This is a genomic window from Pseudomonas sp. PDM09 (assembly GCF_014852305.1).
Lineage (GTDB): Bacteria > Pseudomonadota > Gammaproteobacteria > Pseudomonadales > Pseudomonadaceae > Aquipseudomonas.
In genome coordinates this window covers 226,978-251,807 of record NZ_JACVBI010000002.1, presented here as the reverse complement: position 1 = coordinate 251,807, position 24,830 = coordinate 226,978, and the positions used below count along the sequence as shown (strand labels likewise).

Genomic DNA, 24,830 nt, shown 5'->3' with positions numbered 1-24,830 from the left:
AGCCTCGCTGGAGCTCGACAGCTGCTACGGCCGATCGCAGCCTCGCAGGCTCGACAGCTCCTACGGGATAGCATTACGGCTGACAGTATTTTTTAACGGGCTTAAAGACCCCAGCGCAGCAACAGCAGCACCAGCACGACAAGGAACACCGTCTCCCCCACCATCAGCAGGATCGGCTTGATGCCCACCGCCGCCAGCTCCTTGAGCTGGGTTTTCATGCCCAGGGCGCTGATGGAAACCACCAGGCACCAGCGCGACAAGTCATTGACCGATCCCTGCACCACCGGGGCTATCCAGCCGGTGCTGTTGATACAGGCCAGAATCAGAAATCCGACGGCGAACCATGGCAGCAGCGGCGGCCGTTTGCCGGCCGGGTCGGCTCCCTGCATGCGGGTAATCATAGCGGCGCAGACGATCACGGGCAGCAGCATGGCAACCCGCATCAGCTTGATCACCGTGGCCGTATCGCCGGTCTCGGTCGACATGCTGTAACCGGCGCCGACCACCTGCGCGACATCGTGGATGGTCGCCCCCAGGAACACGCCCGCCACTTGCGGCGACAACGACAGCCAGTTGGCAATCATCGGGTACACGATCATCGCCAGGGTCGACAGCGCCGACACCCCGATCACCGTGAATAACGTTGCGCGTTCTTTCTGCGGATGGTTCGGCAATGCCGCCGCCAGCGCCAATGCCGCCGACGCACCACAAATCGCAGTGGCCCCACCGGTGAGCATGCCGAACAAACGCTGGAACCCTAGCGCCTTCGCCGCGATCACCGAGACGCCGATCGTCACCACCACCACAATCACCACCAGCGCCACAGGCTTCCAGCCCAGCGCGGCAATCTGTTCGAGCGTGATGCGCATGCCCAACAACGCCACGCCAATGCGCAACACCGTACGTGCCGTGAATTCGATGCCAGCCTTGCAGGCGCCATCACCGGCCAGAAAGTTCAGCGCCATGCCCAGCAACAAGGCGAACAGCATCACCGGCGCGCCGTAATGCTCGGACAAAAAGGACGCGGCCGCCGCCACGATCAGACTGACGACAAAACCTGGCGCCAATTCGCGCGTTCGGCTGTGGATACGGGTGAGAGCGATAGTGCTCATGGCACGGACTCCTCGGGAACGATGACGATGAATACCTGGCCGTCAATGATCTCGACGGGGTAGTTGGCGACTTTGAGCTGGGTTGAATTGAGCAAGTAACCGCTGCGCAGATCAAAGCGCAGGCCATGGGCGCAGCACTGAATCACCCGCCCCTCAAGACGCCCGCCACACAGCGAGGCGCCCTGATGCGGGCAACTGTCGTCAATGGCGAACAGGTCACCTTCGACGTTGAATAACGCCAGGCTTTTGCCATCGAATTCGAACAGCGCACGACCACCCGCCTGCGGGAGTTTTCCGGCAGGCACGGGAATACGAAGACTCATGCCGGTTGCCGCTTGCGAGCACTTTCGAGCAAGGCTTCGCACATCGCGTCCAGCAGCGCTTCGGCAGGCTGTGCGCCCACCACCATCAGGCGCTGGTCGAACTGAAAACTGGGTACACCGCTGGCCGCTCCCGCCTCGTTGCCGACGTAAGGATCGCCGTCACCTTGCAGAAAGGAGGCCATCGCCGCAGCGTTGAAGCCACACGAGCGGGCGATGACCAGCAAGGTGTCCGGGCAGCCAAGATTTTCGCCAAACTGGAAATAAGCCGCGAACAAACGCTCCAGCAACACATCGCATTGGGCGCTATTGCCCAGCGCCCTCGCCCGCTCCAGCAAGCGATGGGCGTCGGCGGTATTGGGCATGTTGGGAATACGGCTCAAATCGATGGGCACGCCCACCGCCATCGCCGCCTGCTGCACCTGGGCCTGGCGCATCGCTACCGCTTCAGGACTGCCCAGACGCTTGAGGTAAAAATCGGCGAAGGGTTCACCCTGTGCCGGCAGCTGCGGCAGCAATTGCACCCCGTGCCACACCGTGGTGATTTCCACGTCGGGTTGCTGCACGCGCAGCAGGTCTTGCGCGCGCTCCAGTTGACGCTTGCCAATCAGGCACCACGGGCAGATGAAATCGAAAAACACATCAATACGTAAACGACCACTCACAACTTCACCTCTAACGCCGCTTTGCCAATCGAATCGAGGACTTGCTCGCCCTTAAGCCGGGCAATGTCCTTGTGGTAATGACACTTGGCATAAAAGAACACGGCCGCAGCCGCGATGCTGACCAGAGGCACCAGCTGAAAAGCAGCCTGCAAGCCGATAAGGTCGGACACCCTGCCGGTGATGAACGGCCCGGGCGCCAGCCCCAGCATATTGTTGGCCAAGGTCAACGTGGCGAAGGCCGTGCCATGGACCGAGTAATGGGTCAGGTTGGCAACCATGGCTCCGCAAGGGCCGGTCGTGCCGGCGGCAATCAACATGCCCAGGCAGATCAGCACCAATTGTCCAGCCCCCGCCGGCAGAGCGAACGCCGCTGACAGCAGCAGGCAACTGCCCAGGCAATAGGCGATGGCCAAAGCGACTTTGCGCTCCGGCGAATGGCGACACAGTCGATCACTGAGCATGCCGCACAGGATCATCCCCGCACCGCTGCACAGCACGATGATCGCCGCGAGGCCACCAGCCTTGTCGGTGGCCATGTCGTAATAACGATTGAGGTAACTGGGCATCCACACAATGACGGTGCCGCCGACGAACAGTTGCAAGCCACTGCCGATGTAGGCAGCGATCACCGAACGGCTGGAAAACAGCGTACGCAACGGACGCTTGACCGCGGCAGCTGCCTTGTTCGCCGCCTGAGCGGCACGTTGCGGCGCAATGCGTGCTTCCTTGACGATGACCGGGTAAAGCACCGCCAGCAGCAGGCCAAACAGCGCCATGCCGGCAAACGACCAGCGCCAGCCAAGCTTGGCGGCGATTGCACCGCCCAGCGCCATCCCTAACACCGAACCGAACATACCACCCGCCATGAAGGCACTGGCCAGGGTTGCACGCATGTGTTTGGGAAACACCGAAATCACCACCGCGATGCCAACGCTGCCATACGCCGCTTCACCGACGCCGACCATGAACCGTGCAATGAACATCTGCTGATAGTCCTGCGCCAATGCGCAGCCCAGCGTCGCCAGGCTCCACAGCAAAGCCATCAGCGCCAGACTCTTGACCCGGCCGAAGCGATCCGCCAGCAATGACAGGGGAATGGTCAGCAGCCCCACCATCAGGGCGACAATGCCACTGAGCAGGCCGAGCTGGCCGTCGCTCAGGGCCCATTCGCCCTTGAGCATCGGGAACACCGCGTTCAACACCTGACGCGACATGTAATCGGAAATCAACAAACCGAACGTCAGCGCAAAGACGATCCAGGCGTACTTGCGCGCAACGCCGACGCCACTGCAGTCATCATCGTCTGCGGCGATTGGGTGAAAGGCCATGCAGCCTCCTCAAAGCTTCGTTTTATTGTTGTTATCAAGCGTGTTGCAGTGCAGCGAGCGGGAGGCCATTGCCCCCCGCTTCGTCTGCCGATCAGCCGCGTTGCGGCACACCTTTCTGCCCGGCCTTGCGGTTGGGGGCCATGCCATTGGCCAACAGGGTTTCTTCGATGCTTTGGTACTGCACACCGATGCGGTAGATCTCACGGGCTTCTTTACCCGTGGCGATTTCGCGACCCAGTTCATGGGCGATGCGTACGGTCTGCTTGATCTGCGCAACCGAGCCGAAACGATCGCCCTTGTGATCAATAATAGTGTCTTCATTGCCCACACGCGGGTGCATACCCATGGCCATCGACATGGTGTTGAACGGCATCACGTTTTTGAGCAGCGACTCGGAGGTCAGGGTGCAACCGTCTGGCGCGCGGTGGATGAAGTTGAAGAAGTTGAACGGATTGGGGCCATCGAAACCGCCGCCGATACCGATCCAGGTCAGGTTCAACGGGCCCTTGTAGACGCCCTTGCGCACCAGGCGCTCAAGGGTTTCCATGGCATGCATGCCAGTCAGCTGGAAATGCGGCTGGATGCCGTTGTCCATCAGACGCTTGAGGTGTTCGGCGACCCAGGCCGGGCCGGCCGGTACGGTCATTTCGCTGTAGGCCGCCTGATAGGCAGGATTGGCCAGGGACGTGCCTTCCAGGTATTGCGGATACAGCAGTTCCATGATGTTCATCTGGGTGGTGTTGATGGCCACCGTGACCTGGTCCGGTTTTGGCGTCAGCTCGGCCAGCATGTGCCGTGTATCGTCAGACAGCCACTTGGCGGCTTCGCCATCACTTTCGGGGGCGAAGGAAATCGAACCACCGACCTGGATGATCATGTCCGGCACGGCTTCACGCACACCGGCGATCAACTCGTTGAACTTGGACAGACGCTTGGAACCCTTGCCGTCCAATTCACGCACGTGCAGGTGCAATACCGTTGCACCCGCCTCATAGCACTCAACCGCCTTCTGCACCTGCTCGTCCATGGTCAGCGGGATGTCTTCGGGGAAGTCTTCCGGCATCCACTCGGGGCCATACGGGGCCACGGTGATCACCACCTTTTCCATGTTTTCCGGGTGCAGGGAATCGTCGAAGAATTGCATGAGTTACTCCTATTCTTATGATTGTTCCGCCCACCCGGGATCGTGCCGGGCAGACGTGTTTACGAGTGCGAATGCAGTGGCGGTCGATCAGTAAGTCTTGTCGCCGATGATGCCGGCGCGTTCCATCTTGCGATGGCACGGCGGGTAATCCATGACGGCGTAGTGCTGGGTACTGCGGTTGTCCCAGATGGCGATGCTGTTGGGTTTCCAGCGCCAGCGCACCTGATACTCGGGGATGTAGGCCTGGCTGATCAGGTAGCGCAGCAACTCGCTTGCGCCCGGGTTGGCGTCCTGGCCGAAGCGCACCCGCTCGGGGGTGTGGTAGTTGCTCAAGTGCGTCGTGAAGGCGTTGACGAACAGCACCTTTTCCCCGGTTTCCGGGTGGGTGCGCACCACCGGGTGCTCGGCATCCGGATACATCGCCTTGAGTGCCAGACGCTTTTCGATCGGCATGGCGGCACCGAAACTCGCCTCGATGCTATGGCGCGCGCGCAGGTCGGCGATCTTCACCTTCACGTCTTCGGGCAAGCGTGCATAGGCCTCGACCATGTTGGCCCACATGGTGTCGCCGCCCACCGGAGGGCACTCTACGCAACGCAGCACACAGCCCATCGGCGGCGCCTCGCGCCAGGTCGCGTCGGTGTGCCAGGCGTTTTCGTAGCGGTCCATCGGCTGGTCTGGATTCTTGTAGATGCGCACCAGCCCGGGATGATCCGGATCACTGCCGGCCACCGGATGATCCTCCAGTTCGCCAAAGCGCCGGGCGAATGCCACATGCTCCTCGCGTGTGATGTCCTGATCACGCAGGAACACCACCCGATGCTTGAGCAGCTGAGCACGAATCTCGGCAAAAAGACCGTCGTCATGGACTGCATCGGCGAGGTTGACGCCCACCAGTTCCGCGCCAATGTTGCAGGTCAATTGTTCGACTTTCATGGCAGACAACTCCCTTAAATGACGAAAATCGATGAGCCCGTGGTTTTGCGTGATTCCAGGTCGCGATGGGCCTGCACGGCATCCTGCAAAGCATAGTGCTGGTTGATCTCGATCTTGATCCGGCCGCTGCCGACATGATCGAACAATTCGCCCGCCAACGCGGCTTTTTCCGCCGGATCGGCGATGTAATCGGCCAGGGCCGGACGGGTCAGGAACAGCGAGCCTTTCATCGCCAGCAATACCGGATCGAAAGCCGGGATCGGGCCGGATGCCGTGCCGACGCAGACCATCAGGCCGCGGCGCTTGAGCGAGTCCAGGGAACCCATGAAGGTGTTCTTGCCGACACTGTCGAACACCACGTTGACCCCTACACCGTCCGTCAGCTCGCGAACGCGCTGGGCGACGTCTTCATGGCTGTAATTGATGACATGCTCGCAGCCATGGGCCCGGGCAATTTCACCCTTTGCCTCGGTGGACACAGTGCCAATGACGTTCAGGCCGAGCAGCTTGGCCCACTGTGAAACGATCAGGCCCACACCACCGGCAGCGGCGTGCAACAGAATGCTGTCGCCGGCCTTGAAATCATAAATGCGCCGCATCAGGTACGAGGACGTCAAGCCGCGCATGGTCATGGCTGCGGCAGTCTCGAAACTGATGGTTTCCGGCAATTTGATCAGCGGCGCGGCCGGGATCAGACGTTCGGTGCTGTAGGCGCCCAATGTATTGAGAAAACCGGTGTAGGTGACGCGATCACCGACTTGTACGTTGGTCACCCCTGCACCGATGGCCTGGACCACACCGGACGCTTCAACCCCCATGCCGTTGGGCATCGGGATAGGGTAAGTGCCATTGCGAAAGTAGGTGTCGGCATAGTTCAGACCCACCGCCACATGACGAAGACGAACCTGGCCTGGACCGGGATCGCCGACTTCGACCTCTTCATAACGAAGGACTTCGGGACCACCGGTTTCGTAGAAGCGTACGGCTTTGGCCATTTTTCTTATTCTCCAGTCTCAAGTTGGGCGTGCTGCGTCGAATTGCGCTGATTGGACTGTAGGACGCCGCCTGGTGAGTCGCTTCTCATCAGGCGACAATGGCTTTTCATTTCATGACAGCGGGCACTGCATCAACAGCTGCCATGGATGACTTATCCAGTGCCTCTCGATACCCTGCGGGTACCTGATGGTGTTCCAGGTCAAACCACCTCCCTCCAGACGAGCATGTAATGAAATCCCCTGCAGGTTTGCTGCTGTCGGCTATTGAGCTGGACCGTACCAGCGCCATCCCCCTGTACCGCCAACTCTATTTGCAGATTCGCAAGCAGATTCTCAGCGGAAAGATGCAAGGAGGCGTGCGCCTGCCGTCGACGCGGACCCTGAGCAAAGAATTGGCGCTGTCGCGGATCACCATTCTCAATGCATTCGATCAGTTGATTGCCGAAGGCTTTTTGGCCTCGCGCACTGGGGCGGGCACCTATGTCGGCAATGAGTGGGAGAGCCGAGGGATTGCCGACGAAGAGCAGCGCCAGCCACCGCGCCTGTCCGACCTGAGCCAATCCATGCTGTCGCTGCGCAGCAGTCACTTTCGCGGGGTTTCCTATACCGATTGGGATCCTGCGACTCCCACCTCATTCCTGCCCAGCCACAGTACCTACGACGCGTTCCCCCTCGCTGTGTGGCGGCGCTTGATGAACCGCCACCTGCTCAAGCCGACCAAGGCCATGCTTGGCTATGGCGAACTGCAAGGTTTACAGGCCTTGCGCGCGGCGATTGCCGAGTACGTCTTTGATGCCCGTGGCATCGATTGCAGTGCCGAGCAGGTGGTGATCGTTTCTGGGGCCCAGCAAGCCTTCAACCTGTTAGGCATGCTGTTGCTCAATCCGCAGGACAGCGTATGGATGGAAGACCCGGGACACATCGCGGCGCGCATTGCGTTGCAGGCCCAGGGGGCTCAGGTGGTCCCGTTGCGGATCGATGAACAAGGAATAGATATTCAGCAAGGCCTGGCCGAGTGCCCCGACGCCCGACTGGTGTTCACCACGCCATCTCGCCAGCATCCCTTGGGCGTGACCATGAGTTATGCGCGGCGCCAGGCACTCATCGACTGGGCCGCGCAGTATCAGAGCTGGATCATCGAGGACGATTGCGACAGTGAATTTCGCTACAGCGGCCGCCTCCTCCCCGCGCTCTACGCCATGGACCGGATGGCGCGAGTGATCTACGTCGGCACCTTCAGCAAAGTGCTCTTCCCCTCGCTAAGACTGGGCTATGTGATATTGCCGCAAGCCCTGGTCGAACCCTTCTGTACCCTGCGCGCGGTGATGGATCGCAGCCCGCCCACGCTGCTCCAGGCGACGACGGCGGACTTCATGCGCGAAGGCCACTTCCTCGGCCATATTCGCCGCATGCGTGCGCTGTACCAGGCTCGCCAGCAAGCACTGCTCGAGCAACTTCAGCAACAGCTGGGCGGCTTCTTCAATATCACTCAGGTGGAAGCCGGCATGCACTTGATCGCCTGGCTGCCACCCACGCTTGATGACGACGTGATCGCCAGGGAACTGGCCCGGCACAACATCCACACCTATGCCCTGAGCGACTACTGCCTCGAGCATGTCCTGCCACCTGCGCTGCTCATCGGTTTCGCCGGTACACCTGAGAGCCAGGCGCAGGAGCGCGTCGAAGCACTGGCCCGGGCCTTGAGCAAAATGGGGTACCTGCAGGCCACTTGAATCAAGACAAGTGGTCTTATGATTTAACTGATAATGGATCTATCGAGAGTTCCTGACTGGCGCGATAAAGGCTGCGCCGGTAGACCCGGCGTCTGACCAGGAACGACTCGAATGAACAATAAGATCCAAGAGCGATTCAATGCCTTGCTCAGCCACAAGGCTGCCCAGGATGGAACACCTCCCCTACTGACTGAGGCACTGGCCCGCCAACTGCTCGACCGCCTTGGGCAGATGCGCTTGTTTGCTCATGCCTATCCCTTGCTGACCAACCTCACCCATGGCCGTGTCACGCCTGCCGACCTGCTGGACTTCGCCTATCGCCACGAGTTGCAGGGTCTGAGCCTGCACTTGCTCGACGGCGAAGAAAACAGCCTGAGCCAAATGACGCCCGCACAGTTGCAAGCGTTTGCCGACAAGGCCAATGCGCTCGCACTGGATGTGCACCTGGAAATCAGCAGCACGCTGAAAAAAGATGTCGATCAGGTGATCGCCATTGCCAAGGCGCTTGGGGTTCGCAACATCCGCGTTTACTCACGTTACGAGGGGACGCTGTCCCGGGTCATGGACGTGATCGAGTCAGACCTGCATTACCTCGCGCAGCAGGCCGATGAGCACGACTTGTTCTTTGATTTCGAGCAGCATGAGGAACTCAAGAGCGCCGAGATCGCGCAACTGCTGAGCCGGCTAAACCACCCTCGGCTGCACGCCTTGTTCGACTTCGGCAACATGATCAACGCCTGCGAACAGCCCCTGCCGGCGCTGCGAACTCTGGCGCCGCACATACGCCAGACCCATCTCAAGGGTGTGCGCATCGTCCCCGAACAAAACGGATTCGGCCATTACGGCGTGCTGCAGGGCAGCGACGATGACGACCTGCCGAGCGCCCGCATGCTGTTCGAGCTGTTGATGCTCGGCGACTCAACCCCGCAAGTGATCGCCTTCATTCTTGAGCAGGAAAACCACTACGTCGCCCCGGCATTCCGCCAGACCTTTGAGGTTGCCGATCCATTCATTGCGTACCGGGAAATGAGTGACACGCCACTCCCGGACGGCTACTCGCTCGAACGAATGCTCGCCGACGAACACCGTTGGGCGAACAACCAGGTCGCCTATGTACGAAGCCTGCTGACCGAATTCCGAACCCTGGCCGAGTTGATCCTGGCCAACCACGAAAACGCCTGAACCTGACGTGACAACCGGCACTGCTTACCCAATTACGCCTGGAGAACAATAATGACAACTCGTGACAAGGCCAAATGGCTCAGATTCCTGATTCTCATCCTCGGTGGTGGCACCATCTACAAACTGGCGAACCTCAAAGACGCCTTCTATATCCCCATGCAAGAATTCATGGGTTTGAGCCACACTGAAATCGGCCTGCTGCTGAGCGCCAACGCCATCATCGCCACCGCACTGTTTGTCGTCGGCGGCATGCTCGCCGACCGCTACGACACGCGCAAAATGATTCCCATCGGCCTGATCGGTACCGGCGGCCTAGGGCTGTATCTGGCGACCTTTCCGCCCTTCAGCAATCTGCTGATCGTGTTCAGCCTGCTGGCCGTCTGCGCTGATTGCTTCTTTTGGCCCTCGCTGCTCAAAGCCATCCGCAATCTGGGTGACGATCAGGAACAGGGTCGGTTGTTTGGACTGTTGGAAGGTGGGCGTGGCGTCATTGATACCCTGGTCGCCTTTTCTGCACTGGGCGTTTTCGTCGCCATGGGCTCCGGTGAAACCGGTCTGAAATCGGCCATCCTCTTCTACTCGGTCATCGACATTCTGGCCGGAACCCTGACCTGGTTCCTGCTCAAGGGCGGCAGCGCACAGTCGATTGCCAAGCCGAAGAACGGTTTGGCGAACCTGCTCGAAGCCATCAAGGTGCCGGGTATCTGGCTGGTCAGCCTCAATGTGTTCATGGTCTACATCGTCTACTGCGGCCTGACCTATTTCATTCCCTACCTCAAGGAAATGTACGAGCTGCCCGTGGCACTGGTGGGCGCCTACGGCATCATCAATCAGTACTTCCTCAAAATCCTGGGCGGCCCTGCCGGCGGCTTCATTGCCGACAAGCAATTCAAGAGCACCAGCCGCTATCTGAAATGGGCATTCCTGGCCTTGCTGCCGCTGATGGGCGTCATCCTGCTGATCCCGAAAAGCCCGAGCTTTATCTACGCAGGCATGGCCGCCACGCTGTCCTTCGCGCTGATTGTGTTTTCCATGCGCGGCGTGTTCTGGGCGCCCATGGGTGAAGTCGGCATCCCTTCGCACATCACCGGTTCAGCCTTCGGTATTGGCTGCCTGATCGGCTACGCACCGGGTATGTTCGCTTACGTCATCTACGGCGCAATCCTCGACCATTTCCCGGGTCAGCAAGGCTACAACTATGTCTTCAGCTTGATGAGCCTGTTGGCCATTGTTGGATTCATGGTGTCCAGTGTGTTGTATAGGAGCGTGCGGATTAAATCGGTGGCAATGGGTGGGGTGGGTGCGGTGCAAAGCTGATCGAGGTCGCCCTCATGAACAGGCCAAGGCCTTTCGGTGGAGCTCTCACCCTGGACTTGAAATCGTTGAGGGTTGCGACTATCAGTGAGGTTCAATCCTTCGAGGGCAATAACATGCCAACGACTGAAGAATCGATAATTGCAGCAGCAAGACTGCGCGCCGCCTACCGGGGAGAAAACGAGGCGCTGGCTGCTGCTTCAGCGCTTGAGGCACTGGCAGTGCTGAAAAAAACGTTAAAGGGAGATAAGTACCAAGAGGCGCTCGAAAGGCTGTATATCGAGTATTCAACCTCTTGATCCACCTGTGCCGCCTTAGCGGCGGCACATTGTTCGCGTATTGAGAGCGACTAAGCTCCCATCATCTCTGAATGGAGCTCCACAGATGCGAACAAGCGCCGCCGTGATAGTCCTTCTCGTTCAAAGAACGCCTCGAGGGTGAACACCAAAGGGAAAAACCATTACTTATTGTTGAAGGCGGCCCATTAATTTTACGTCGTATTCCTGAACTTTTACATCGCGCGAGTTAAACACAACGTGACCCGCAGGCACGCTTTTATTTATAAAGCTACCCGCACCGACAACAACATTATCCCCCAGCTCCAAGTTGTCCGAAATAATGCAGGAGTGGGCGTGAACTCGAACCCCATCACCTATGACCAGCTTTATATCATCGCTCTGCCCTTTGATGCCGATAGTGCAGTTCTGCCATATTTTAAAGTTCTTGCCGATCTCTGCATGTGATGTAATCACGATCCCGGTAGGATGGGCAATCCACAAACCCTCACCAATGGTGGCGCCCAACATGATCTCCACATTAAATTCACGACTTATTTTTTCATTAAGAAGTTTGCCTCGACGCTTCAAGAATTTATTGCCTTGCGCATGTAAAACATAGGCAAGGCGAAACCAGAAGATATAACGATATCTATTGCTCCGACGACACTTTTGAAAAACCCGCCTCCAACTGAAAGGCTTATCCAGGCTACCAATGATTTCGACATGCCAATAGCGCTTGGCCGCGCTAAGAATGCTAGCGGTCATGCGAGATCCTTTTTATCTTTAGAATCCATTATCAACTGAGTAGAAAGAACAATCCCTATGGGTAGCCAGAAGATCATCCAGTAGACGCCAGGCCTGCTCAGGACGGTATGATAATCGAATAGGGCGGTCACAATACCAAATATAAGCAAAGGTAAACCTATTGAACCCAATGGCATCATCCAGGCACGTTGATTCATAGATTGACGAAATACAACGACGAGCATGGATAGCATTAACACAAGCCCAACGATCCCAAACTCATAAAAAAACTGTAAAAACAGATTGTGAGCTTGAGAGTAGCACTGGTCGCCAGAGAGGCATATTTCAAATCTGCGAGCAGCACCGGCACCGGTTAACCAAAACTTCTCAATACGCTCAAGCCAGCCTTCCCAGATGAGGTCTCTGAGACTTAGCCCCCGTGAATACTGATTAATCAATATTGGCAACAGCGAAATCGATATGACCACTATTAATGCTGCTGCCGCAAGGAGCCATTTTTTCGACCGTTCATTATGATGGAGAATAGCCGTGGTGCAAATCGCGAGACCATACCCCAGCCAGACCCCACGAGCGAAAGTGCAGTAGACGAACAAGGACAAACCCAATACGCAAGCGCTGAACAGCAGGATTGTGTTTTGAGAGTATCGTTTAGTGAGTAACTGCGAAAAACCGTAAACTCCAAAAAAGCCGTAGTACAGTGCTGCAATAATAGGGTTCTGAAAATTGGCGTACTTTCCGTAACCTAAGCTGTACAGGCGGTTTTCACTCACAAAAATACTCTTATCTTGCATTATCGATTGCACGACAATGCTTGCTATAGCCGTTATTCCCGCCGTCACAAAAAGAATATTAAGACATACCTCCAATCTACCTTCCCTGACCAACAGATTAATGGTAGCCAAGTATAAAATTACATATAAGGCTATTTTAAACTGTACAAACACCGAGTTTTCCGACCCGCTGTTAGTCAAAGCTACCGCAATTGTAAAGATCAACATAAGACCCGTGAGCAGGTATTTTTTGCTGATTAGGCTTTCGCGTAATGGCTTGTCAAAAATACAGAGAATCAATGCTGGTATGAACAACGTGGCATTGGAAATCGTCGTGTGGCGACTGCCATCAATAATGAATAGCATTCCGGCGATGTGTGCAATAAATCCAACCGTCAAAATCGCAAGTGAAAATCGTAAAAAAAAATTTCCTTGGTAGGTCATGGTGCATCCAGTTACAAGTTGAGTAAGCATCGCACAGCAATAGCGACTTTTTCTACAGATAACAACTAAGAGATAGCTTCAGCGGCCATGTGCTGAGTCAGTGGTTTCTTGGGTTGGGGCAGCCATGAGATTTTCCTATGCTTGGAACGCCGGATCGCTTTCGCAGGTGGTAGCGACATTCATCGCAGAAAAAGCCAATACGCAAAGACCAAAAAAGCCCAGGATCCCTCCCCCCCTTCCTCCTAACTGATGGTGTTTTCCTGCTTACTTCACCTGGTTCTAGATTCGGCAAATCAACATCCATCAAAGGTACTTCGCATTCATTTTTCTACAGTTTACTGTAGAGCCTCCGTTGTGAGCGACCTAATATTGCGCCGGCTGACAACCTGGTGCTGCCCTGTTGGGGTGCGGATATCCTTTAGGTCACAGCACGGGCGAGGGGAATTACGCAAGACCTTTTCTGCGCGGCGATCATCGAGGCCGAAGTAGCAGGCATCGGATACTAGTCCGTCGATCTGCTCGCCGCCAGGCCGTTGTCAATTGCACCACGGATCAGTCGAGTATTTTTTTTGTTCGCCACAGCCAATACAGGGTTGTCGATGCCCCAAACGACTGGCCTGAATATCAATGGGCCGCAAGGTCTGTCGAACCAGTTGGATTGCCGCCAACGTACGGCGGTCTAAGCTGTCATAAATTTCGTGAAGGGAAATGTGAGAGTATGAGTTAGCAGCGGATTCGACACCCACCGGGCCACGCTAAAAGGTTTGAGATCAGATCGCTGGAGCCAAAGCTGGTGGGCCTTTCCTGAGACCAGGTCAAGCAAGAAGGTGCCAACTACCTGCAAAATGATTTGTGACCCAAACAGCAAGAGCTGTTTGACACTGCGGTTGGGGCTAAAAAACGTCGAATTTGGAGGTGTCAGTCAGGCTCTCGGACGCGGTGGTTTCAAGAGGCGCTCGAAAGACTGTATATCGAGTATTCAACCTCTTGATCCACCGTGCCGCCTTAGCGGCGGCCGGCACAACCAAGCTTCACTTGCTGCCAGTACGTGACAACTCATCTCCCCTGACGCCCGCTGCACTGGCGACTATCAGCGCCACTACACAGGCAACCAACGAGAACAGAGCAAAAGCACCCATCACATGCAAGTAAGGAAGTACGTGATTCCACGCTCGAGCTACCCCCAGGAAAGCAGCAAATAGCCAGCTGCTCATAGAGAGAGCGCCCAAGAGAGCCAGGCGAGTGCGGCCGGAGTTGCGTAACAAGACAAAGGGGGCCTTCTGCAGCAGCGGGAAACCGATCCGATGCAACAAAACACCATTGAGGCTAAGCAGCGCGACAACACTCACCTTGGCCCAGAGCTTTTGATTGAGCAGATACGCGCTCCCCTCATAGAGGTAACCCTGTAGCACCAGCAGCAAGCCACTTCCCCAAAGAGCCAATAGCGCGAGCGTGACGATTTTTTGGGTCTCGTCGAGATACTCACGCTGTATCTCACTCAACACATCCTTGCGCCAGCTCCATAGCTTTTGATCCGCCTGTAACACCCTCCCCAGAGCAATACAGGTGGCAATCAGATGACCATACACGAGTAGCATTTTGAGCATTACCTTGACCTTATTTTTATATGGGCAATGCACTCCCTCGCACCCTTGATATGAAACTAAATGATACAGATTCATATTTGTATCAACAAGTTACACAGCCAGCCATCCATCTGGAAGCGGCTGTTTTTGCGGGGTTTTTCCCTAGCCCAGCGCTTGCCGAGCTGACGAGTCTGCTCGGTCAATGTCAGCGAGCCGACGGGTGCGGGCAATGTGCCCCAGCCAGCGGGCCGATGGTGTCGACACAACCGAAGATCTCGTCGTAGTAATCGTCATCGGGGATGTCGTTGCGTTGGACCTCAAACGATGTGGACACCGTCTCTGCTAAAATCTTGCCCGGCCCGCCCAGGCTTGATACAGCCCGCCAAAATACAAAAGCCCAGCACTAGACTGGGCTTTTAGATGAGCGAGGATCGCTTATCAAACCACTCAAAGGATGAACACGATGAGCCGCACTAGCCATATCTGTCTGATGGCAACCTATAACGAGTGGATGAGTGCCAAGGTCTATGAAGCAGCCAGGGGCTTGTCCGATGAAGTGCTCTCGGCGGACAGGAAAGCTTTTTTTGGCTCTATTCTCGGGACTCTGAACCACTTAGCGGTCGGAGATACCATCTGGCTGAAGCGATTCGCCAAGCACCCAACGAACCACTTGGCACTGGAGCCGGTGAGGCAGCTTCCTGATCTGAAAAGCCTCGATCAATTGTTGTTCTCTAATATTCGAGAGCTCTCAGCGTATCGAGAATGGCTCGACCGAATAATCATCAAATGGGCTCAATCCATTACGGAGTCCGATTTAGACAGCCCCTTCAATTATGCAAACATGAAGGGTGTAGTGTCCGCTAAGGATTTTTACAGCCTGGTCATGCATTTTTTTAACCATCAGACCCATCATCGCGGCCAAGTTACAACTCTGTTTTCGCAGGCGGGTGTCGACGTAGGCGATACGGATCTAGTCGTTTTGATTCCATCCGAGTCCTGCACTTAGCAAAAAACCAGCATTTAGGCTGGGCTTTTCACGTCAGGACATGCGGAGTTTCAGACCACCATCCCTGTCAAAATCCGCATGTTCATTGTCCGCTCCCCTGCTTTTGATTTGCCTGCTGCATTTTTCTATAAGCATCAAAGCACAGGACCCGAAAGAAAGTGGAAAACTGCTTCACTGAGGCTTCCTTACCCTCCCTTGTTTCCTCCACTGGATAAAGCTCAGCAGCAGAGAACATTTTCTTGGTCAGTCCTGTTTCATCTTTAATCGGATCGTAGTCGGGGATTAGCGACTTAGTCTCTTCAATGGGAAGCTCGTACTGCCTGCCATGCATTATGTAAGCTGCCGTCAAAGCAGGCTGCTCGCACCCGCCCGCCCCCCCTGAAATCCTGATGGTTTCCGCTCCCGTATGCAAAGACAGAAGCATCAATGCCAAAGCCGGAACGCCTACTACTCTCACAAAAAACCGCATGATTCTTTCTCGCCCGGAAAGTGGGGACCGTAGCATTTTCCTTTACTTGGATCGGATCACGATCGTAGATGCGAGCATGTCACCAAGCCGTTTTCGTGAGCCAAAGAAAATAAATATCCAGTCAAAAATATTCAGAAACGGCGTAGTGATGTTGCGCATAAAAGATTGATAGAGATTGCAGTTAAGGTAGCTTTGCTCATCAATCACGGACATCCCCAGCAGCTTTTTACCCAAGCTTTGACCGTTGGGCATTGCATCGGAAAACAGGTAATACGCAGCACCTGCGCCTAAAGCCAGAAGGGCGACCACGGTTGGCGGTAAACCAACAAACTCGGCTGCTCGCCCTACGGCATAGAACAGAAAGAAGGTGGTTATGGAGTCAATCATTTGTCCTCCCCATCGACGTCCCAGGCCAGCCAGATTTTTGGGCTTCTGGTACTCGCTTTGGGTGTTGCTGATTTCCATGCGTTGTCACTCCGTTGGTATATGGATACAGGAGTATCGGCACCACGTTAGCAACATTGAATTACTTCGTTTCACCAGCGATTGATTGCGCATCTTTGTGTCTGAGAATCAGATGTGCTCTGCGGATACATCGGCTCTCTCGCCACAGGCAGCAGTCAAAGGCTTTTCGGTCACGGATGGCGGCATTACTTACACGCTTTTGCGAACTGCTACCCAAGACTAGCGCTGGCATTGGAGAGTCCTATCGTTGTACATACGATGCCGACAACCTTCCCTTGGTCAGAATTGATCTCACATACTCATAACGGGCAGCACACCCTAGTGCAGCTTCGATGAGCTGGTGGACTGGCTTGGTTCCGTCGTATTGAATGCGGAGCCATGTAAGGGCGAAGGTCAGCCCCCCATAGCTAAATCGTTCTCTCAGGCTGTCAGTACCAATAGAAGACCGGCAGCATCACCAGTCATACCCGGGCGCTGAGCTTGGACATTTGATTGAAGCTGCGAACACGGTGTCAGCAAGCGACTCGCGTGGACCGGTGTTGACCATTTTGAGGCGGAAGCAGGCGTGAGAAATCGAGAAGTTACGCAAATGTCACGCGCATGAAAAAGGCCAATGCTGTGAACATTGGCCTAATTCATTGAATAATATGGTCGGGACGGAGTGATTCGAACACTCGACCCCTAGCACCCCATGCTAGTGCGCTACCGGACTGCGCTACGCCCCGACTAGGCGTTGAATCTGTTCCTCATCTCGAGGAACGCTCAAGAATATATCGCAAGCTTTTGAAAACTGGAAGTATTTAAAAGCAGGAATTTATTTCTTGAGAACCACCAGCACATCTTCCAGCTCGGCGATCATCTGGCGGATCATTTGTTTGTATTGGGTAGTGTCGTCTTTGGCTTCATCACCGGACAAACGCAAGCGTGCGCCGCCGATGGTAAACCCCTGATCGTAAAGAAGCGCGCGGATCTGCCGGATCATCAGCACGTCCTGGCGCTGATAATACCGGCGGTTTCCGCGGCGTTTGACGGGGTTGAGTTGAGGAAACTCCTGCTCCCAGTAGCGCAGCACGTGCGGTTTTACGGCACATAGCTCGCTGACTTCACCAATGGTGAAGTAGCGTTTGCCCGGGATGACGGGTAGCTCGTCGTTATGACTTGGTTCCAGCATAAGCCTCAACTCGGGCCTTCAACTTCTGCCCTGGACGAAAGGTGACCACACGGCGAGCCGTGATCGGGATTTCTTCTCCCGTTTTCGGATTGCGGCCAGGCCGCTGGCGTTTGTCCCGAAGGTCGAAATTGCCGAAACCGGACAATTTGACTTGTTCGTTGTCTTCAAGAGCGTGCCTGATTTCTTCAAAAAACAGTTCGACCAATTCCTTGGCCTCCCGCTTGTTCAGGCCCAGCTCTTCATACAGACGTTCCGCCATCTCAGCTTTCGTCAAAGCCCCCATACGTCACTTCCTTAACGTGGCGTTCAACCTTTGTTCGAGCGAGGTGAGGATGTTTTGCGTCGTGGTATTCACCTCATCGTCATTAAGAGTGCGCGATGGATGCTGCCAGGTCAAGCCAACTGCAAGGCTTTTTCTATGCGGATCAATACCTTTACCCTGATACACGTCAAATAGCCTGAGGTCTGTCAGCCATTCACCTGCATTTTCACGGATTACGTCCAGTACGGCAGTGGCTGCAACGTCTTTATCCGCCAGCAGTGCAAGGTCACGACGCACTTCAGGAAAGCGCGATAACTCTTGGAATTTAGGCATTTTGCCCAACGCCACTTCGGCCAGAACCAGCTCGAATACGAAGACCGGACGGTCGAGACCGAGGGTTTTCGACAATTCAGGGTGGATCGCGCCAACGAAACCTACCAAACGGCCTTCACGTTCGATGCGCGCGGTTTGACCCGGGTGCAATGCTGGGTGTTTGCCCGGCACGAAAGTGAACGAGTCCAGTGCGCCGGCGAAGCCCAGTACCGCTTCCACATCGGCTTTGACGTCGAAGAAGTCCACGACATCGCGACCTTGCGCCCAGCCTTCCGGCAGACGGCTACCGCACACCACACCCGCCAGCATCGGTTCTTGCTTCAAGCCTTCCAGCTGACCGACGAAGCGCAGGCCGCTTTCGAACAGACGGACGCGATCCTGCTGACGGTTCAGGTTGTGCTGAAGCGCCTTGACCAGACCAGGCCACAGGGACGAACGCATGGCAGCCATGTCGTTGGAAATCGGGTTGGCCAGCAGCAGCGGCTCGACACCCGGATTAAACAACTCGAATTGTTTCGGATCGATGAAGCTGTAAGTGATCGCTTCCTGATAACCACGAGCCACCAGCAGACGACGCAGTTCAGGCAGATCGCTGCGCGCTTCGGCCTTGGCTTGCGGCGCCAGACGGGCTTGCGGGTAGCGAACCGGCAGACGGTTGTAACCGTACAGACGGGCCAGCTCTTCGATCAGGTCGACTTCCAGGCTGATATCGAAGCGGAAGCTTGGCACTTCTACGCGCCACTGCCCTGCCCCATCGACGGTAATGGTCAGGCCCAAAGCGCTGAGCAGACGCTCGACTTCGGCCGAATCCATCTCCATGCCCAGCATCTGGGTGATGCGCTGGGCACGCAGGGTGATCGGCGCGATCGACGGCAGGTGCTGCTCGCTGACGGTTTCGATGATCGGACCAGCTTCGCCACCGGTGATGTCCAGCAGCAGGCCAGTGGCGCGCTCCATGGCTTCACGGGCCAGCTTCCAGTCCACGCCACGCTCGTAGCGGTGCGAGGCATCGGTGTGCAGGCCGTAGGAACGAGCCTTGCCAGCGACAGCAATCTGGTCGAAGAACGCGCTTTCCAGGAATATATCGCGAGTGGTTGCGGACACACCACTGTGCTCGCCACCCATGACGCCAGCAATGGCCAGCGCGCGAGCGTGGTCGGCAATCACCAGCGTATCGCTGCGCAGGCTGACTTCCTGACCATCAAGCAGAACCAGTTTCTCGCCTTCTTCGGCCATGCGTACGCGGATGCCGCCATTGATTTCGGCGAGATCGAACGCGTGCAGCGGTTGACCCAGTTCCAGCATCACATAGTTAGTGATGTCGACGGCGGCGTCGATGCTGCGCACATCGGCGCGACGCAGACGCTCGACCATCCACAGCGGCGTAGGCTTGGACAGGTCGACGTTACGGATCACGCGCCCCAGGTAACGCGGGCACGCGGCCGGTGCCAGCACTTCAATCGAACGCACTTCATCATGCACGGCCGGAACGCTGGCAATCGCCGGGCGCACGACCTGGGCAGCATAAAGTGCACCGACTTCGCGGGCCAGACCGGCCAGCGACAGGCAGTCACCGCGGTTCGGGGTCAGATCGACCTCGATGCTGGCGTCGTCGAGGCTCAGGTACTCACGAATGTCCTGACCGACCGGCGCATCGGCCGGCAATTCCATCAGGCCATCGTTGCCTTCGCCGATTTGCAGCTCGGCCTGGGAGCACAGCATGCCGTTGGATTCAACGCCACGCAGCTTGGCTTTCTTGATTTTGAAGTCGCCTGGCAGTTCGGCACCGATCATGGCGAACGGGATCTTCAGGCCCGGGCGCACGTTTGGCGCACCGCACACGACCTGGAAAGTCTCCGAGCCATTGCTGACCTGGCAAACGCGCAACTTGTCGGCGTCCGGGTGCTGCTCAGTGCTCAGCACCTCGCCCACGATCACGCCACTGAATACGCCGGCGGCCGGCGTAACGCTATCGACCTCAAGACCGGCCATCGACAGACGGGCAACCAGCTCGTCGCGACTTACCTGCGGGCTTACCCAGCCACGCAGCCATTGTTCACTGAATTTCATCCTGCTCTCCTAAGAATTCGTTACGACTAGCGAAATTGCGCGAGGAACCGCAAGTCGTTGTCGAAGAACAGACGCAAGTCGTTCACGCCGTAACGCAGCATGGCCAGACGCTCAACGCCCATGCCGAAGGCAAAGCCCGAAAACTCTTCCGGGTCGATCCCGGACATGCGCAGCACGTTCGGGTGAACCATGCCGCAGCCCATGACTTCCAGCCAGCCAGTCTGCTTGCAGACACGGCAACCTTTACCGCTGCACATCACGCATTCCATGTCGACTTCGGCGGAAGGCTCGGTGAACGGGAAGTACGAAGGACGGAAACGCACGGCCAGTTCTTTTTCGAAGAACACGCGCAGGAACTCTTCGATGGTGCCTTTCAGGTCGGCGAAGTTGATATCGCGATCGACCAGCAGGCCTTCGACCTGGTGGAACATCGGGGAGTGAGTGATATCGGAGTCGCTACGGTACACACGGCCTGGGCAGACGATGCGGATCGGCGGCTGTTTCGATTCCATGGTGCGGACCTGTACCGGAGAGGTATGGGTGCGCAGCAACATGTTGGCATTGAAATAGAAGGTGTCATGCATCGACCGGGCCGGGTGATGGCCTGGGATGTTGAGCGCTTCAAAGTTGTGGTAATCGTCTTCGACCTCAGGGCCTTCGGCGATGCCGTAGCCGATGTGGGTGAAGAACTGTTCGATACGTTCCAGAGTGCGAGTAACCGGATGCAGACCACCGGAGGTCTGGCCACGGCCAGGCAGGGTCACGTCAATGGACTCGGCGGACAGTTTGGCGGCCAGGTCGGCCTCTTCAAACAGTGCCTTGCGCGCATTGAGAACCTCTGTGACACGCTCCTTGGCAACGTTGATCAGTGCGCCGACTTGCGGGCGCTCTTCTGCCGGCAAATTCCCCAGGGTCTTCATCACCTGAGTCAATTCGCCCTTTTTGCCAAGGTAGTGAACCCGGATTTGCTCCAGGGCATTGATATCTTCAGCGCTTTGCACAGCCTCTAGTGCTTGAGAGACGAGCGCATCCAGGTTTTCCATGTACAGACTCCAGATACAAAATAGGGGAAGAGCTTGAAGGCTCTTCCCCTATTTATGACGTTTAACACCTGGCCCCACAGAGGTGAGGCCGGGTGACTGTCGGGGGTACTTAAGCCAAGGTGGCTTTAGCTTTCTCGACAATCGCAGCAAACGCCGCTTTTTCGTTCACTGCCAGATCAGCCAGAACCTTACGGTCGATCTCGATGGACGCTTTTTTCAGGCCGGCGATGAAACGGCTGTAGGACAGACCGTTGATACGTGCACCAGCGTTGATACGAGCGATCCACAGAGCGCGGAACTGACGTTTTTTCTGACGACGGTCACGGTAGGCGTATTGGCCTGCCTTGATTACCGCTTGCTTGGCAACACGGAATACGCGCGAGCGAGCGCCGTAGTAGCCTTTAGCAAGTTTCAGAATTTTTTTGTGACGTTTACGGGCAATGACGCCACGCTTTACACGAGCCATGAGTTACTTCCTCTATTCTTGACTAAAATTAACGAAGGCGCAGCATGCGCTCGACTTTTGCCACGTCAGACGGATGCAGCAAGCTGCTACCGCGCAGTTGACGCTTACGCTTGGTCGACATTTTAGTCAGGATGTGGCTCTTGAAAGCGTGCTTGTGCTTGATACCGTTAGCAGTTTTCAAAAACCGCTTAGCAGCACCACTTTTAGTTTTCATTTTTGGCATGTTCGGATACTCCGCATTCAGTTGATAAACATAATCAGAAGGCCTGCCGTGCCCTATTGATTACTTCTTCTTTTTCGGGGCGATGACCATGATCAGCTGGCGTCCTTCCATCTTAGGATGCTGTTCGACCGAACCGTACTCGAGCAAGTCACCTTCAACTCGCTTGAGGAGTTCCATCCCCAGCTCCTGGTGGGCCATCTCACGGCCGCGGAATCGCAAGGATACCTTGGCCCTGTCCCCATCACTCAGGAAACGTACCAGGTTGCGCAGTTTTACCTGGTAATCCCCTTCCTCCGTCCCTGGACGAAACTTGATTTCTTTAACCTGAATCTGCTTCTGGTTTTTCTTGGCCGCGGCAATCTGCTTCTTCTTCTCGAAGATCGATTTGCCGTAGTCCATCAGTTTGCAAACAGGGGGTACTGCATCGGCGGAAATTTCCACCAAATCCAGTTTGGCCTCTTCAGCCTTAAGAAGCGCGTCTTCAATTGACACAATCCCAAGCTGTTCACCTTCAGCTCCAATTAACCGAACCTCGCGTGCCGAGATATTCTCGTTGATCGGGGCTTTCGGTGCAGCTCGTTTATCTTGTCTCATTTCACGCTTAATAATAATTACTCCGAATCTGGGCGACCACGCCGGGAAACCGCTTGCGCGAGAAACTCAGCGAACTGGGCGACGGGCATCGAGCCCAGGTCAGCACCTTCACGAGTACGCACAGCGACAGTCTGCATCTCGACTTCCCGATCTCCGATAACCAAGAGATAGGGAACCTTGAGCAAAGTATGCTCGCGGATTTTAAAGCCGATCTTTTCATTTCTCAAGTCAGACTTGGCACGAAATCCGCTTTCATTGAGGGTTTTTTCAACCTCAGCGGCAAAATCAGCCTGTTTATCAGTGATATTCATGATCACTGCCTGGGTCGGAGCCAGCCACGCGGGGAATGCACCCTCGTAGTGCTCGATCAGGATTCCGACGAAACGTTCGAAGGAGCCCAGGATCGCCCGGTGCAACATAACCGGGTGCTTGCGACTGTTGTCTTCAGAGACGTATTCGGCTCCCAGACGGACAGGCAGGTTAAAATCGAGCTGAAGGGTACCACATTGCCAGACGCGGCCGAGGCAATCTTTCAGCGAGAACTCGATCTTCGGACCGTAGAACGCACCCTCGCCCGGCTGCAGATCGTACGGCAAGCCAGCGCTATCAAGGGCTGCAGCCAGTGCAGCTTCGGCGCGATCCCACAGCTCGTCGGAACCGACGCGTTTTTCCGGACGAGTGGACAGCTTCATCTCGACGTCTTTGAAGCCGAAGTCGGCATAGACGTCCATGGTCAGCTTGATGAACGCAGCGGATTCGGCCTGCATCTGCTCTTCAGTACAGAAGATGTGAGCATCGTCCTGAGTGAAGGCGCGAACGCGCATGATGCCGTGCAGTGCACCCGACGGCTCGTTACGGTGGCAGGCACCGAACTCGGCCAGACGCATCGGCAGCTCGCGGTAGCTTTTCAGGCCCTGATTGAACACCTGCACGTGGCACGGGCAGTTCATCGGCTTGATGGCGTAGTCGCGGTTTTCCGACTGAGTGGTAAACATGTTGTCGGCGTAGTTGGCCCAGTGCCCGGATTTCTCCCACAGGCTGCGATCAACGACTTGTGGAGTTTTAATTTCCAGATAGCCGTTGTCGCGCTGAACCTTGCGCATGTACTGCTCGAGCACCTGGTACAGAGTCCAGCCGTTCGGGTGCCAGAACACCATGCCCGGCGACTCTTCCTGGGTGTGGAACAGGCCCAGACGCTTGCCGATCTTGCGGTGATCGCGCTTTTCAGCTTCTTCGATGCGCTGGATGTAAGCCGCCAGCTGCTTCTTGTCCGCCCATGCGGTGCCGTAAACGCGCTGCAATTGCTCGTTCTTGGCATCGCCACGCCAGTAGGCGCCGGACAGCTTGGTCAGCTTGAAGGATTTCAGGAAGCGGGTATTCGGCACGTGCGGACCGCGGCACATGTCGACGTATTCTTCGTGATAGTACAGGCCCATGGCCTGCTCGTTCGGCATGTCTTCGACCAGACGCAGCTTGTAGTCTTCGCCGCGGGCCTTGAACACTTCGATCACTTCGGCGCGCGGAGTGACTTTCTTGATCACGTCGTAATCTTTTTCGATCAGCTGCTGCATACGCTGTTCGATGGCTGCCAGGTCGTCCGGAGTGAAAGGACGCTCGAAGGCGATGTCGTAATAGAAGCCTTCGTCGATGACCGGACCGATGACCATCTTCGCAGTCGGGTACAGCTGCTTGACCGCATGACCCACCAGGTGGGCACAAGAGTGGCGAATGATCTCCAGCCCCTCTTCATCCTTTGGCGTAATGATTTGCAGCGAGGAGTCGCTATCGATGATGTCGCTGGCGTCGACCAGCTTGCCATCGACCTTGCCGGCCACGGTGGCCTTGGCCAGACCGGCACCGATGGATGCGGCGACCTCGGCTACGGAAACCGGGTGATCGAATGAACGTTGACTGCCGTCGGGAAGAGTAATAGTTGGCATGGCGCCTCCTCTCCTAGTGGTGACCCCTACCAAAGGTCACGTGGGTTGGGATGAGCCAGTACAAGATCCGATCCAGGCCATTCAATGACGAACGCCTGCCTTACAGCGGCAGGAGCCTTGCGGCCAACCGGAAAACCGAACCAGAGTGACTGGGATTCAAATCAGGGTTATTCGAGTCGCTGCCGCTACCGGGACTGAAGGTCATCCGGAGCTTGC

General features: G+C 56.3%; 26 protein-coding genes, 1 tRNA gene and 1 pseudogene. 6 read left to right on the top strand and 22 right to left on the bottom strand.

Translation table 11 applies throughout. From position 1 onward, the window contains the following. Positions 1-101: 101 nt before the first annotated feature. The 7 genes from IB250_RS05840 to IB250_RS05810 form a co-directional block, all read right to left on the bottom strand. A complete protein-coding gene (locus IB250_RS05840; protein WP_008072377.1) occupies positions 102-1,112 on the bottom strand; it encodes a YeiH family protein in 1,011 nt (336 codons plus the stop codon). Next, positions 1,109-1,435, bottom strand: coding sequence for a Rieske (2Fe-2S) protein (locus IB250_RS05835; protein ID WP_008072378.1), 327 nt, complete (start codon positions 1,433-1,435; stop codon positions 1,109-1,111). Before IB250_RS05835 ends, IB250_RS05840 begins: the two co-directional genes overlap by 4 nt. Continuing rightward, positions 1,432-2,097, bottom strand: coding sequence for a DsbA family oxidoreductase (locus tag IB250_RS05830; RefSeq protein WP_192343356.1), 666 nt, complete (start codon positions 2,095-2,097; stop codon positions 1,432-1,434). The genes IB250_RS05835 and IB250_RS05830 overlap by 4 nt, the downstream gene beginning before the upstream one ends. After that, complete coding sequence (locus tag IB250_RS05825) at positions 2,094-3,425, bottom strand: MFS transporter (protein WP_192343355.1); 1,332 nt, start codon at positions 3,423-3,425, stop codon at positions 2,094-2,096. Before IB250_RS05825 ends, IB250_RS05830 begins: the two co-directional genes overlap by 4 nt. A 91-nt stretch (positions 3,426-3,516) precedes the next feature. Beyond that, positions 3,517-4,569 carry a 3-keto-5-aminohexanoate cleavage protein gene (locus IB250_RS05820; RefSeq protein ID WP_192343354.1) on the bottom strand — a complete coding sequence of 351 codons (1,053 nt, stop codon included), beginning with the start codon at positions 4,567-4,569 and terminating at the stop codon, positions 3,517-3,519. A gap of 87 nt (positions 4,570-4,656) precedes the next feature. Continuing rightward, complete coding sequence (locus IB250_RS05815; protein ID WP_192343353.1) at positions 4,657-5,505, bottom strand: TauD/TfdA dioxygenase family protein; 849 nt, start codon at positions 5,503-5,505, stop codon at positions 4,657-4,659. Positions 5,506-5,519: 14 nt separating this feature from the next. Beyond that, positions 5,520-6,500 (bottom strand): quinone oxidoreductase family protein, encoded by a 981-nt coding sequence (locus tag IB250_RS05810; RefSeq protein ID WP_123497787.1) that lies wholly within the window; start codon positions 6,498-6,500, stop codon positions 5,520-5,522. A gap of 230 nt (positions 6,501-6,730) precedes the next feature. Between IB250_RS05810 and IB250_RS05805 the strand changes: the two genes are divergently transcribed. The 4 genes from IB250_RS05805 to IB250_RS28610 all read left to right on the top strand — a co-directional run bounded on the left by IB250_RS05805 (position 6,731) and on the right by IB250_RS28610 (position 11,028). Further along, positions 6,731-8,233, top strand: coding sequence for a PLP-dependent aminotransferase family protein (locus IB250_RS05805; RefSeq protein WP_192343352.1), 1,503 nt, complete (start codon positions 6,731-6,733; stop codon positions 8,231-8,233). 111 nt (positions 8,234-8,344) lie between these two features. Further along, positions 8,345-9,415 carry a sugar phosphate isomerase/epimerase family protein gene (locus tag IB250_RS05800; RefSeq protein ID WP_192343351.1) on the top strand — a complete coding sequence of 357 codons (1,071 nt, stop codon included), beginning with the start codon at positions 8,345-8,347 and terminating at the stop codon, positions 9,413-9,415. 51 nt (positions 9,416-9,466) lie between these two features. Continuing rightward, positions 9,467-10,732 (top strand): MFS transporter, encoded by a 1,266-nt coding sequence (locus IB250_RS05795; RefSeq protein ID WP_192343350.1) that lies wholly within the window; start codon positions 9,467-9,469, stop codon positions 10,730-10,732. A 14-nt stretch (positions 10,733-10,746) separates the two neighbouring features. Beyond that, on the top strand, positions 10,747-11,028 hold the full coding sequence (locus IB250_RS28610) for a hypothetical protein (RefSeq protein ID WP_225603320.1): 282 nt from the start codon (positions 10,747-10,749) through the stop codon (positions 11,026-11,028). A 165-nt stretch (positions 11,029-11,193) separates the two neighbouring features. Here the strand turns inward: IB250_RS28610 and IB250_RS05785 are convergent, their stop codons facing one another. From IB250_RS05785 to IB250_RS28805, 4 genes are all read right to left on the bottom strand, one after another. Continuing rightward, the gene (locus IB250_RS05785) at positions 11,194-11,772 is read right to left on the bottom strand and encodes a serine O-acetyltransferase (protein ID WP_192343349.1); all 579 of its coding nucleotides are present in this window, start codon (positions 11,770-11,772) and stop codon (positions 11,194-11,196) included. Next, on the bottom strand, positions 11,769-12,986 hold the full coding sequence (locus IB250_RS05780; RefSeq protein ID WP_192343348.1) for an O-antigen ligase family protein: 1,218 nt from the start codon (positions 12,984-12,986) through the stop codon (positions 11,769-11,771). Before IB250_RS05780 ends, IB250_RS05785 begins: the two co-directional genes overlap by 4 nt. Before the next feature lie 1,031 nt (positions 12,987-14,017). Beyond that, positions 14,018-14,593, bottom strand: a complete 576-nt coding sequence (locus IB250_RS05775) for a hypothetical protein (RefSeq protein WP_192343347.1) — start codon at positions 14,591-14,593, stop codon at positions 14,018-14,020. A 184-nt stretch (positions 14,594-14,777) separates the two neighbouring features. After that, positions 14,778-14,906 carry a hypothetical protein gene (locus tag IB250_RS28805; protein WP_256349037.1) on the bottom strand — a complete coding sequence of 43 codons (129 nt, stop codon included), beginning with the start codon at positions 14,904-14,906 and terminating at the stop codon, positions 14,778-14,780. Between the two features lie 129 nt (positions 14,907-15,035). Between IB250_RS28805 and IB250_RS05770 the strand changes: the two genes are divergently transcribed. Further along, positions 15,036-15,578, top strand: a complete 543-nt coding sequence (locus IB250_RS05770) for a DinB family protein (protein ID WP_192343346.1) — start codon at positions 15,036-15,038, stop codon at positions 15,576-15,578. An 82-nt stretch (positions 15,579-15,660) separates the two neighbouring features. Here IB250_RS05770 and IB250_RS05765 read toward each other — a convergent pair whose 3' ends face one another. Together IB250_RS05765 and IB250_RS05760 are read right to left on the bottom strand one after the other, a co-directional pair. Further along, positions 15,661-16,047: a hypothetical protein gene (locus IB250_RS05765; RefSeq protein WP_192343345.1), complete on the bottom strand. Its 387-nt coding sequence runs from the start codon at positions 16,045-16,047 to the stop codon at positions 15,661-15,663. 42 nt (positions 16,048-16,089) lie between these two features. Then, positions 16,090-16,512, bottom strand: a complete 423-nt coding sequence (locus IB250_RS05760) for an RDD family protein (protein WP_192343344.1) — start codon at positions 16,510-16,512, stop codon at positions 16,090-16,092. A gap of 441 nt (positions 16,513-16,953) precedes the next feature. On the opposite strand from IB250_RS05760, the pseudogene IB250_RS29005 reads away from it, so the two are divergent. Continuing rightward, a pseudogene (locus IB250_RS29005) lies at positions 16,954-17,081 on the top strand (site-specific integrase); the annotation flags it as partial. A gap of 79 nt (positions 17,082-17,160) precedes the next feature. On the opposite strand, the gene IB250_RS05755 reads toward IB250_RS29005, so the two are convergent. The 9 genes from IB250_RS05755 to thrS form a co-directional block, all read right to left on the bottom strand. Then, positions 17,161-17,237, bottom strand: a tRNA-Pro gene (locus tag IB250_RS05755). An 89-nt stretch (positions 17,238-17,326) separates the two neighbouring features. Then, positions 17,327-17,683: a MerR family transcriptional regulator gene (locus IB250_RS05750; protein WP_003179985.1), complete on the bottom strand. Its 357-nt coding sequence runs from the start codon at positions 17,681-17,683 to the stop codon at positions 17,327-17,329. Continuing rightward, positions 17,664-17,966 carry an integration host factor subunit alpha gene (gene ihfA, locus IB250_RS05745; RefSeq protein ID WP_002553164.1) on the bottom strand — a complete coding sequence of 101 codons (303 nt, stop codon included), beginning with the start codon at positions 17,964-17,966 and terminating at the stop codon, positions 17,664-17,666. Before ihfA ends, IB250_RS05750 begins: the two co-directional genes overlap by 20 nt. Before the next feature lie 3 nt (positions 17,967-17,969). Continuing rightward, the gene (pheT, locus tag IB250_RS05740; RefSeq protein ID WP_192343343.1) at positions 17,970-20,348 is read right to left on the bottom strand and encodes a phenylalanine--tRNA ligase subunit beta; all 2,379 of its coding nucleotides are present in this window, start codon (positions 20,346-20,348) and stop codon (positions 17,970-17,972) included. 26 nt (positions 20,349-20,374) lie between these two features. Beyond that, on the bottom strand, positions 20,375-21,391 hold the full coding sequence (gene pheS / locus IB250_RS05735; protein ID WP_007905876.1) for a phenylalanine--tRNA ligase subunit alpha: 1,017 nt from the start codon (positions 21,389-21,391) through the stop codon (positions 20,375-20,377). A gap of 109 nt (positions 21,392-21,500) precedes the next feature. Then, a complete protein-coding gene (gene rplT / locus IB250_RS05730; protein ID WP_007905879.1) occupies positions 21,501-21,857 on the bottom strand; it encodes a 50S ribosomal protein L20 in 357 nt (118 codons plus the stop codon). A 28-nt stretch (positions 21,858-21,885) separates the two neighbouring features. Beyond that, the gene (rpmI, locus tag IB250_RS05725) at positions 21,886-22,080 is read right to left on the bottom strand and encodes a 50S ribosomal protein L35 (protein WP_002553160.1); all 195 of its coding nucleotides are present in this window, start codon (positions 22,078-22,080) and stop codon (positions 21,886-21,888) included. Positions 22,081-22,140: 60 nt separating this feature from the next. Continuing rightward, positions 22,141-22,692 (bottom strand): translation initiation factor IF-3, encoded by a 552-nt coding sequence (infC, locus tag IB250_RS05720; RefSeq protein ID WP_172435341.1) that lies wholly within the window; start codon positions 22,690-22,692, stop codon positions 22,141-22,143. Continuing rightward, positions 22,692-24,614: a threonine--tRNA ligase gene (gene thrS, locus IB250_RS05715; RefSeq protein ID WP_123498780.1), complete on the bottom strand. Its 1,923-nt coding sequence runs from the start codon at positions 24,612-24,614 to the stop codon at positions 22,692-22,694. The genes infC and thrS overlap by 1 nt, the downstream gene beginning before the upstream one ends. Positions 24,615-24,830: the final 216 nt, after the last annotated feature.

Excerpts from the sequence above, each read along its gene's own strand:
- IB250_RS05835 (WP_008072378.1), bottom strand. The coding sequence starts at position 1,435 with ATGAGTCTTCGTATTCCCGTGCCTGCCGGAAAACTCCCGCAGGCGGGT.
- IB250_RS05750 (WP_003179985.1), bottom strand. The coding sequence starts at position 17,683 with ATGCTGGAACCAAGTCATAACGACGAGCTACCCGTCATCCCGGGCAAA.
- IB250_RS05810 (WP_123497787.1), bottom strand. The coding sequence starts at position 6,500 with ATGGCCAAAGCCGTACGCTTCTACGAAACCGGTGGTCCCGAAGTCCTT.
- IB250_RS05820 (WP_192343354.1), bottom strand. The coding sequence starts at position 4,569 with ATGCAATTCTTCGACGATTCCCTGCACCCGGAAAACATGGAAAAGGTG.
- IB250_RS05825 (WP_192343355.1), bottom strand. The coding sequence starts at position 3,425 with ATGGCCTTTCACCCAATCGCCGCAGACGATGATGACTGCAGTGGCGTC.
- IB250_RS05785 (WP_192343349.1), bottom strand. The coding sequence starts at position 11,772 with ATGACCGCTAGCATTCTTAGCGCGGCCAAGCGCTATTGGCATGTCGAA.
- pheT (WP_192343343.1), bottom strand. The coding sequence starts at position 20,348 with ATGAAATTCAGTGAACAATGGCTGCGTGGCTGGGTAAGCCCGCAGGTA.
- IB250_RS05780 (WP_192343348.1), bottom strand. The coding sequence starts at position 12,986 with ATGACCTACCAAGGAAATTTTTTTTTACGATTTTCACTTGCGATTTTG.
- thrS (WP_123498780.1), bottom strand. The coding sequence starts at position 24,614 with ATGCCAACTATTACTCTTCCCGACGGCAGTCAACGTTCATTCGATCAC.
- ihfA (WP_002553164.1), bottom strand. The coding sequence starts at position 17,966 with ATGGGGGCTTTGACGAAAGCTGAGATGGCGGAACGTCTGTATGAAGAG.
- IB250_RS05800 (WP_192343351.1), top strand. The coding sequence starts at position 8,345 with ATGAACAATAAGATCCAAGAGCGATTCAATGCCTTGCTCAGCCACAAG.
- IB250_RS05815 (WP_192343353.1), bottom strand. The coding sequence starts at position 5,505 with ATGAAAGTCGAACAATTGACCTGCAACATTGGCGCGGAACTGGTGGGC.
- IB250_RS05775 (WP_192343347.1), bottom strand. The coding sequence starts at position 14,593 with ATGCTCAAAATGCTACTCGTGTATGGTCATCTGATTGCCACCTGTATT.
- IB250_RS05765 (WP_192343345.1), bottom strand. The coding sequence starts at position 16,047 with ATGCGGTTTTTTGTGAGAGTAGTAGGCGTTCCGGCTTTGGCATTGATG.
- IB250_RS05760 (WP_192343344.1), bottom strand. The coding sequence starts at position 16,512 with ATGGAAATCAGCAACACCCAAAGCGAGTACCAGAAGCCCAAAAATCTG.
- rpmI (WP_002553160.1), bottom strand. The coding sequence starts at position 22,080 with ATGCCAAAAATGAAAACTAAAAGTGGTGCTGCTAAGCGGTTTTTGAAA.
- IB250_RS28610 (WP_225603320.1), top strand. The coding sequence starts at position 10,747 with ATGAACAGGCCAAGGCCTTTCGGTGGAGCTCTCACCCTGGACTTGAAA.
- IB250_RS05770 (WP_192343346.1), top strand. The coding sequence starts at position 15,036 with ATGAGCCGCACTAGCCATATCTGTCTGATGGCAACCTATAACGAGTGG.
- rplT (WP_007905879.1), bottom strand. The coding sequence starts at position 21,857 with ATGGCTCGTGTAAAGCGTGGCGTCATTGCCCGTAAACGTCACAAAAAA.
- IB250_RS05840 (WP_008072377.1), bottom strand. The coding sequence starts at position 1,112 with ATGAGCACTATCGCTCTCACCCGTATCCACAGCCGAACGCGCGAATTG.
- IB250_RS05805 (WP_192343352.1), top strand. The coding sequence starts at position 6,731 with ATGAAATCCCCTGCAGGTTTGCTGCTGTCGGCTATTGAGCTGGACCGT.
- pheS (WP_007905876.1), bottom strand. The coding sequence starts at position 21,391 with ATGGAAAACCTGGATGCGCTCGTCTCTCAAGCACTAGAGGCTGTGCAA.
- IB250_RS05795 (WP_192343350.1), top strand. The coding sequence starts at position 9,467 with ATGACAACTCGTGACAAGGCCAAATGGCTCAGATTCCTGATTCTCATC.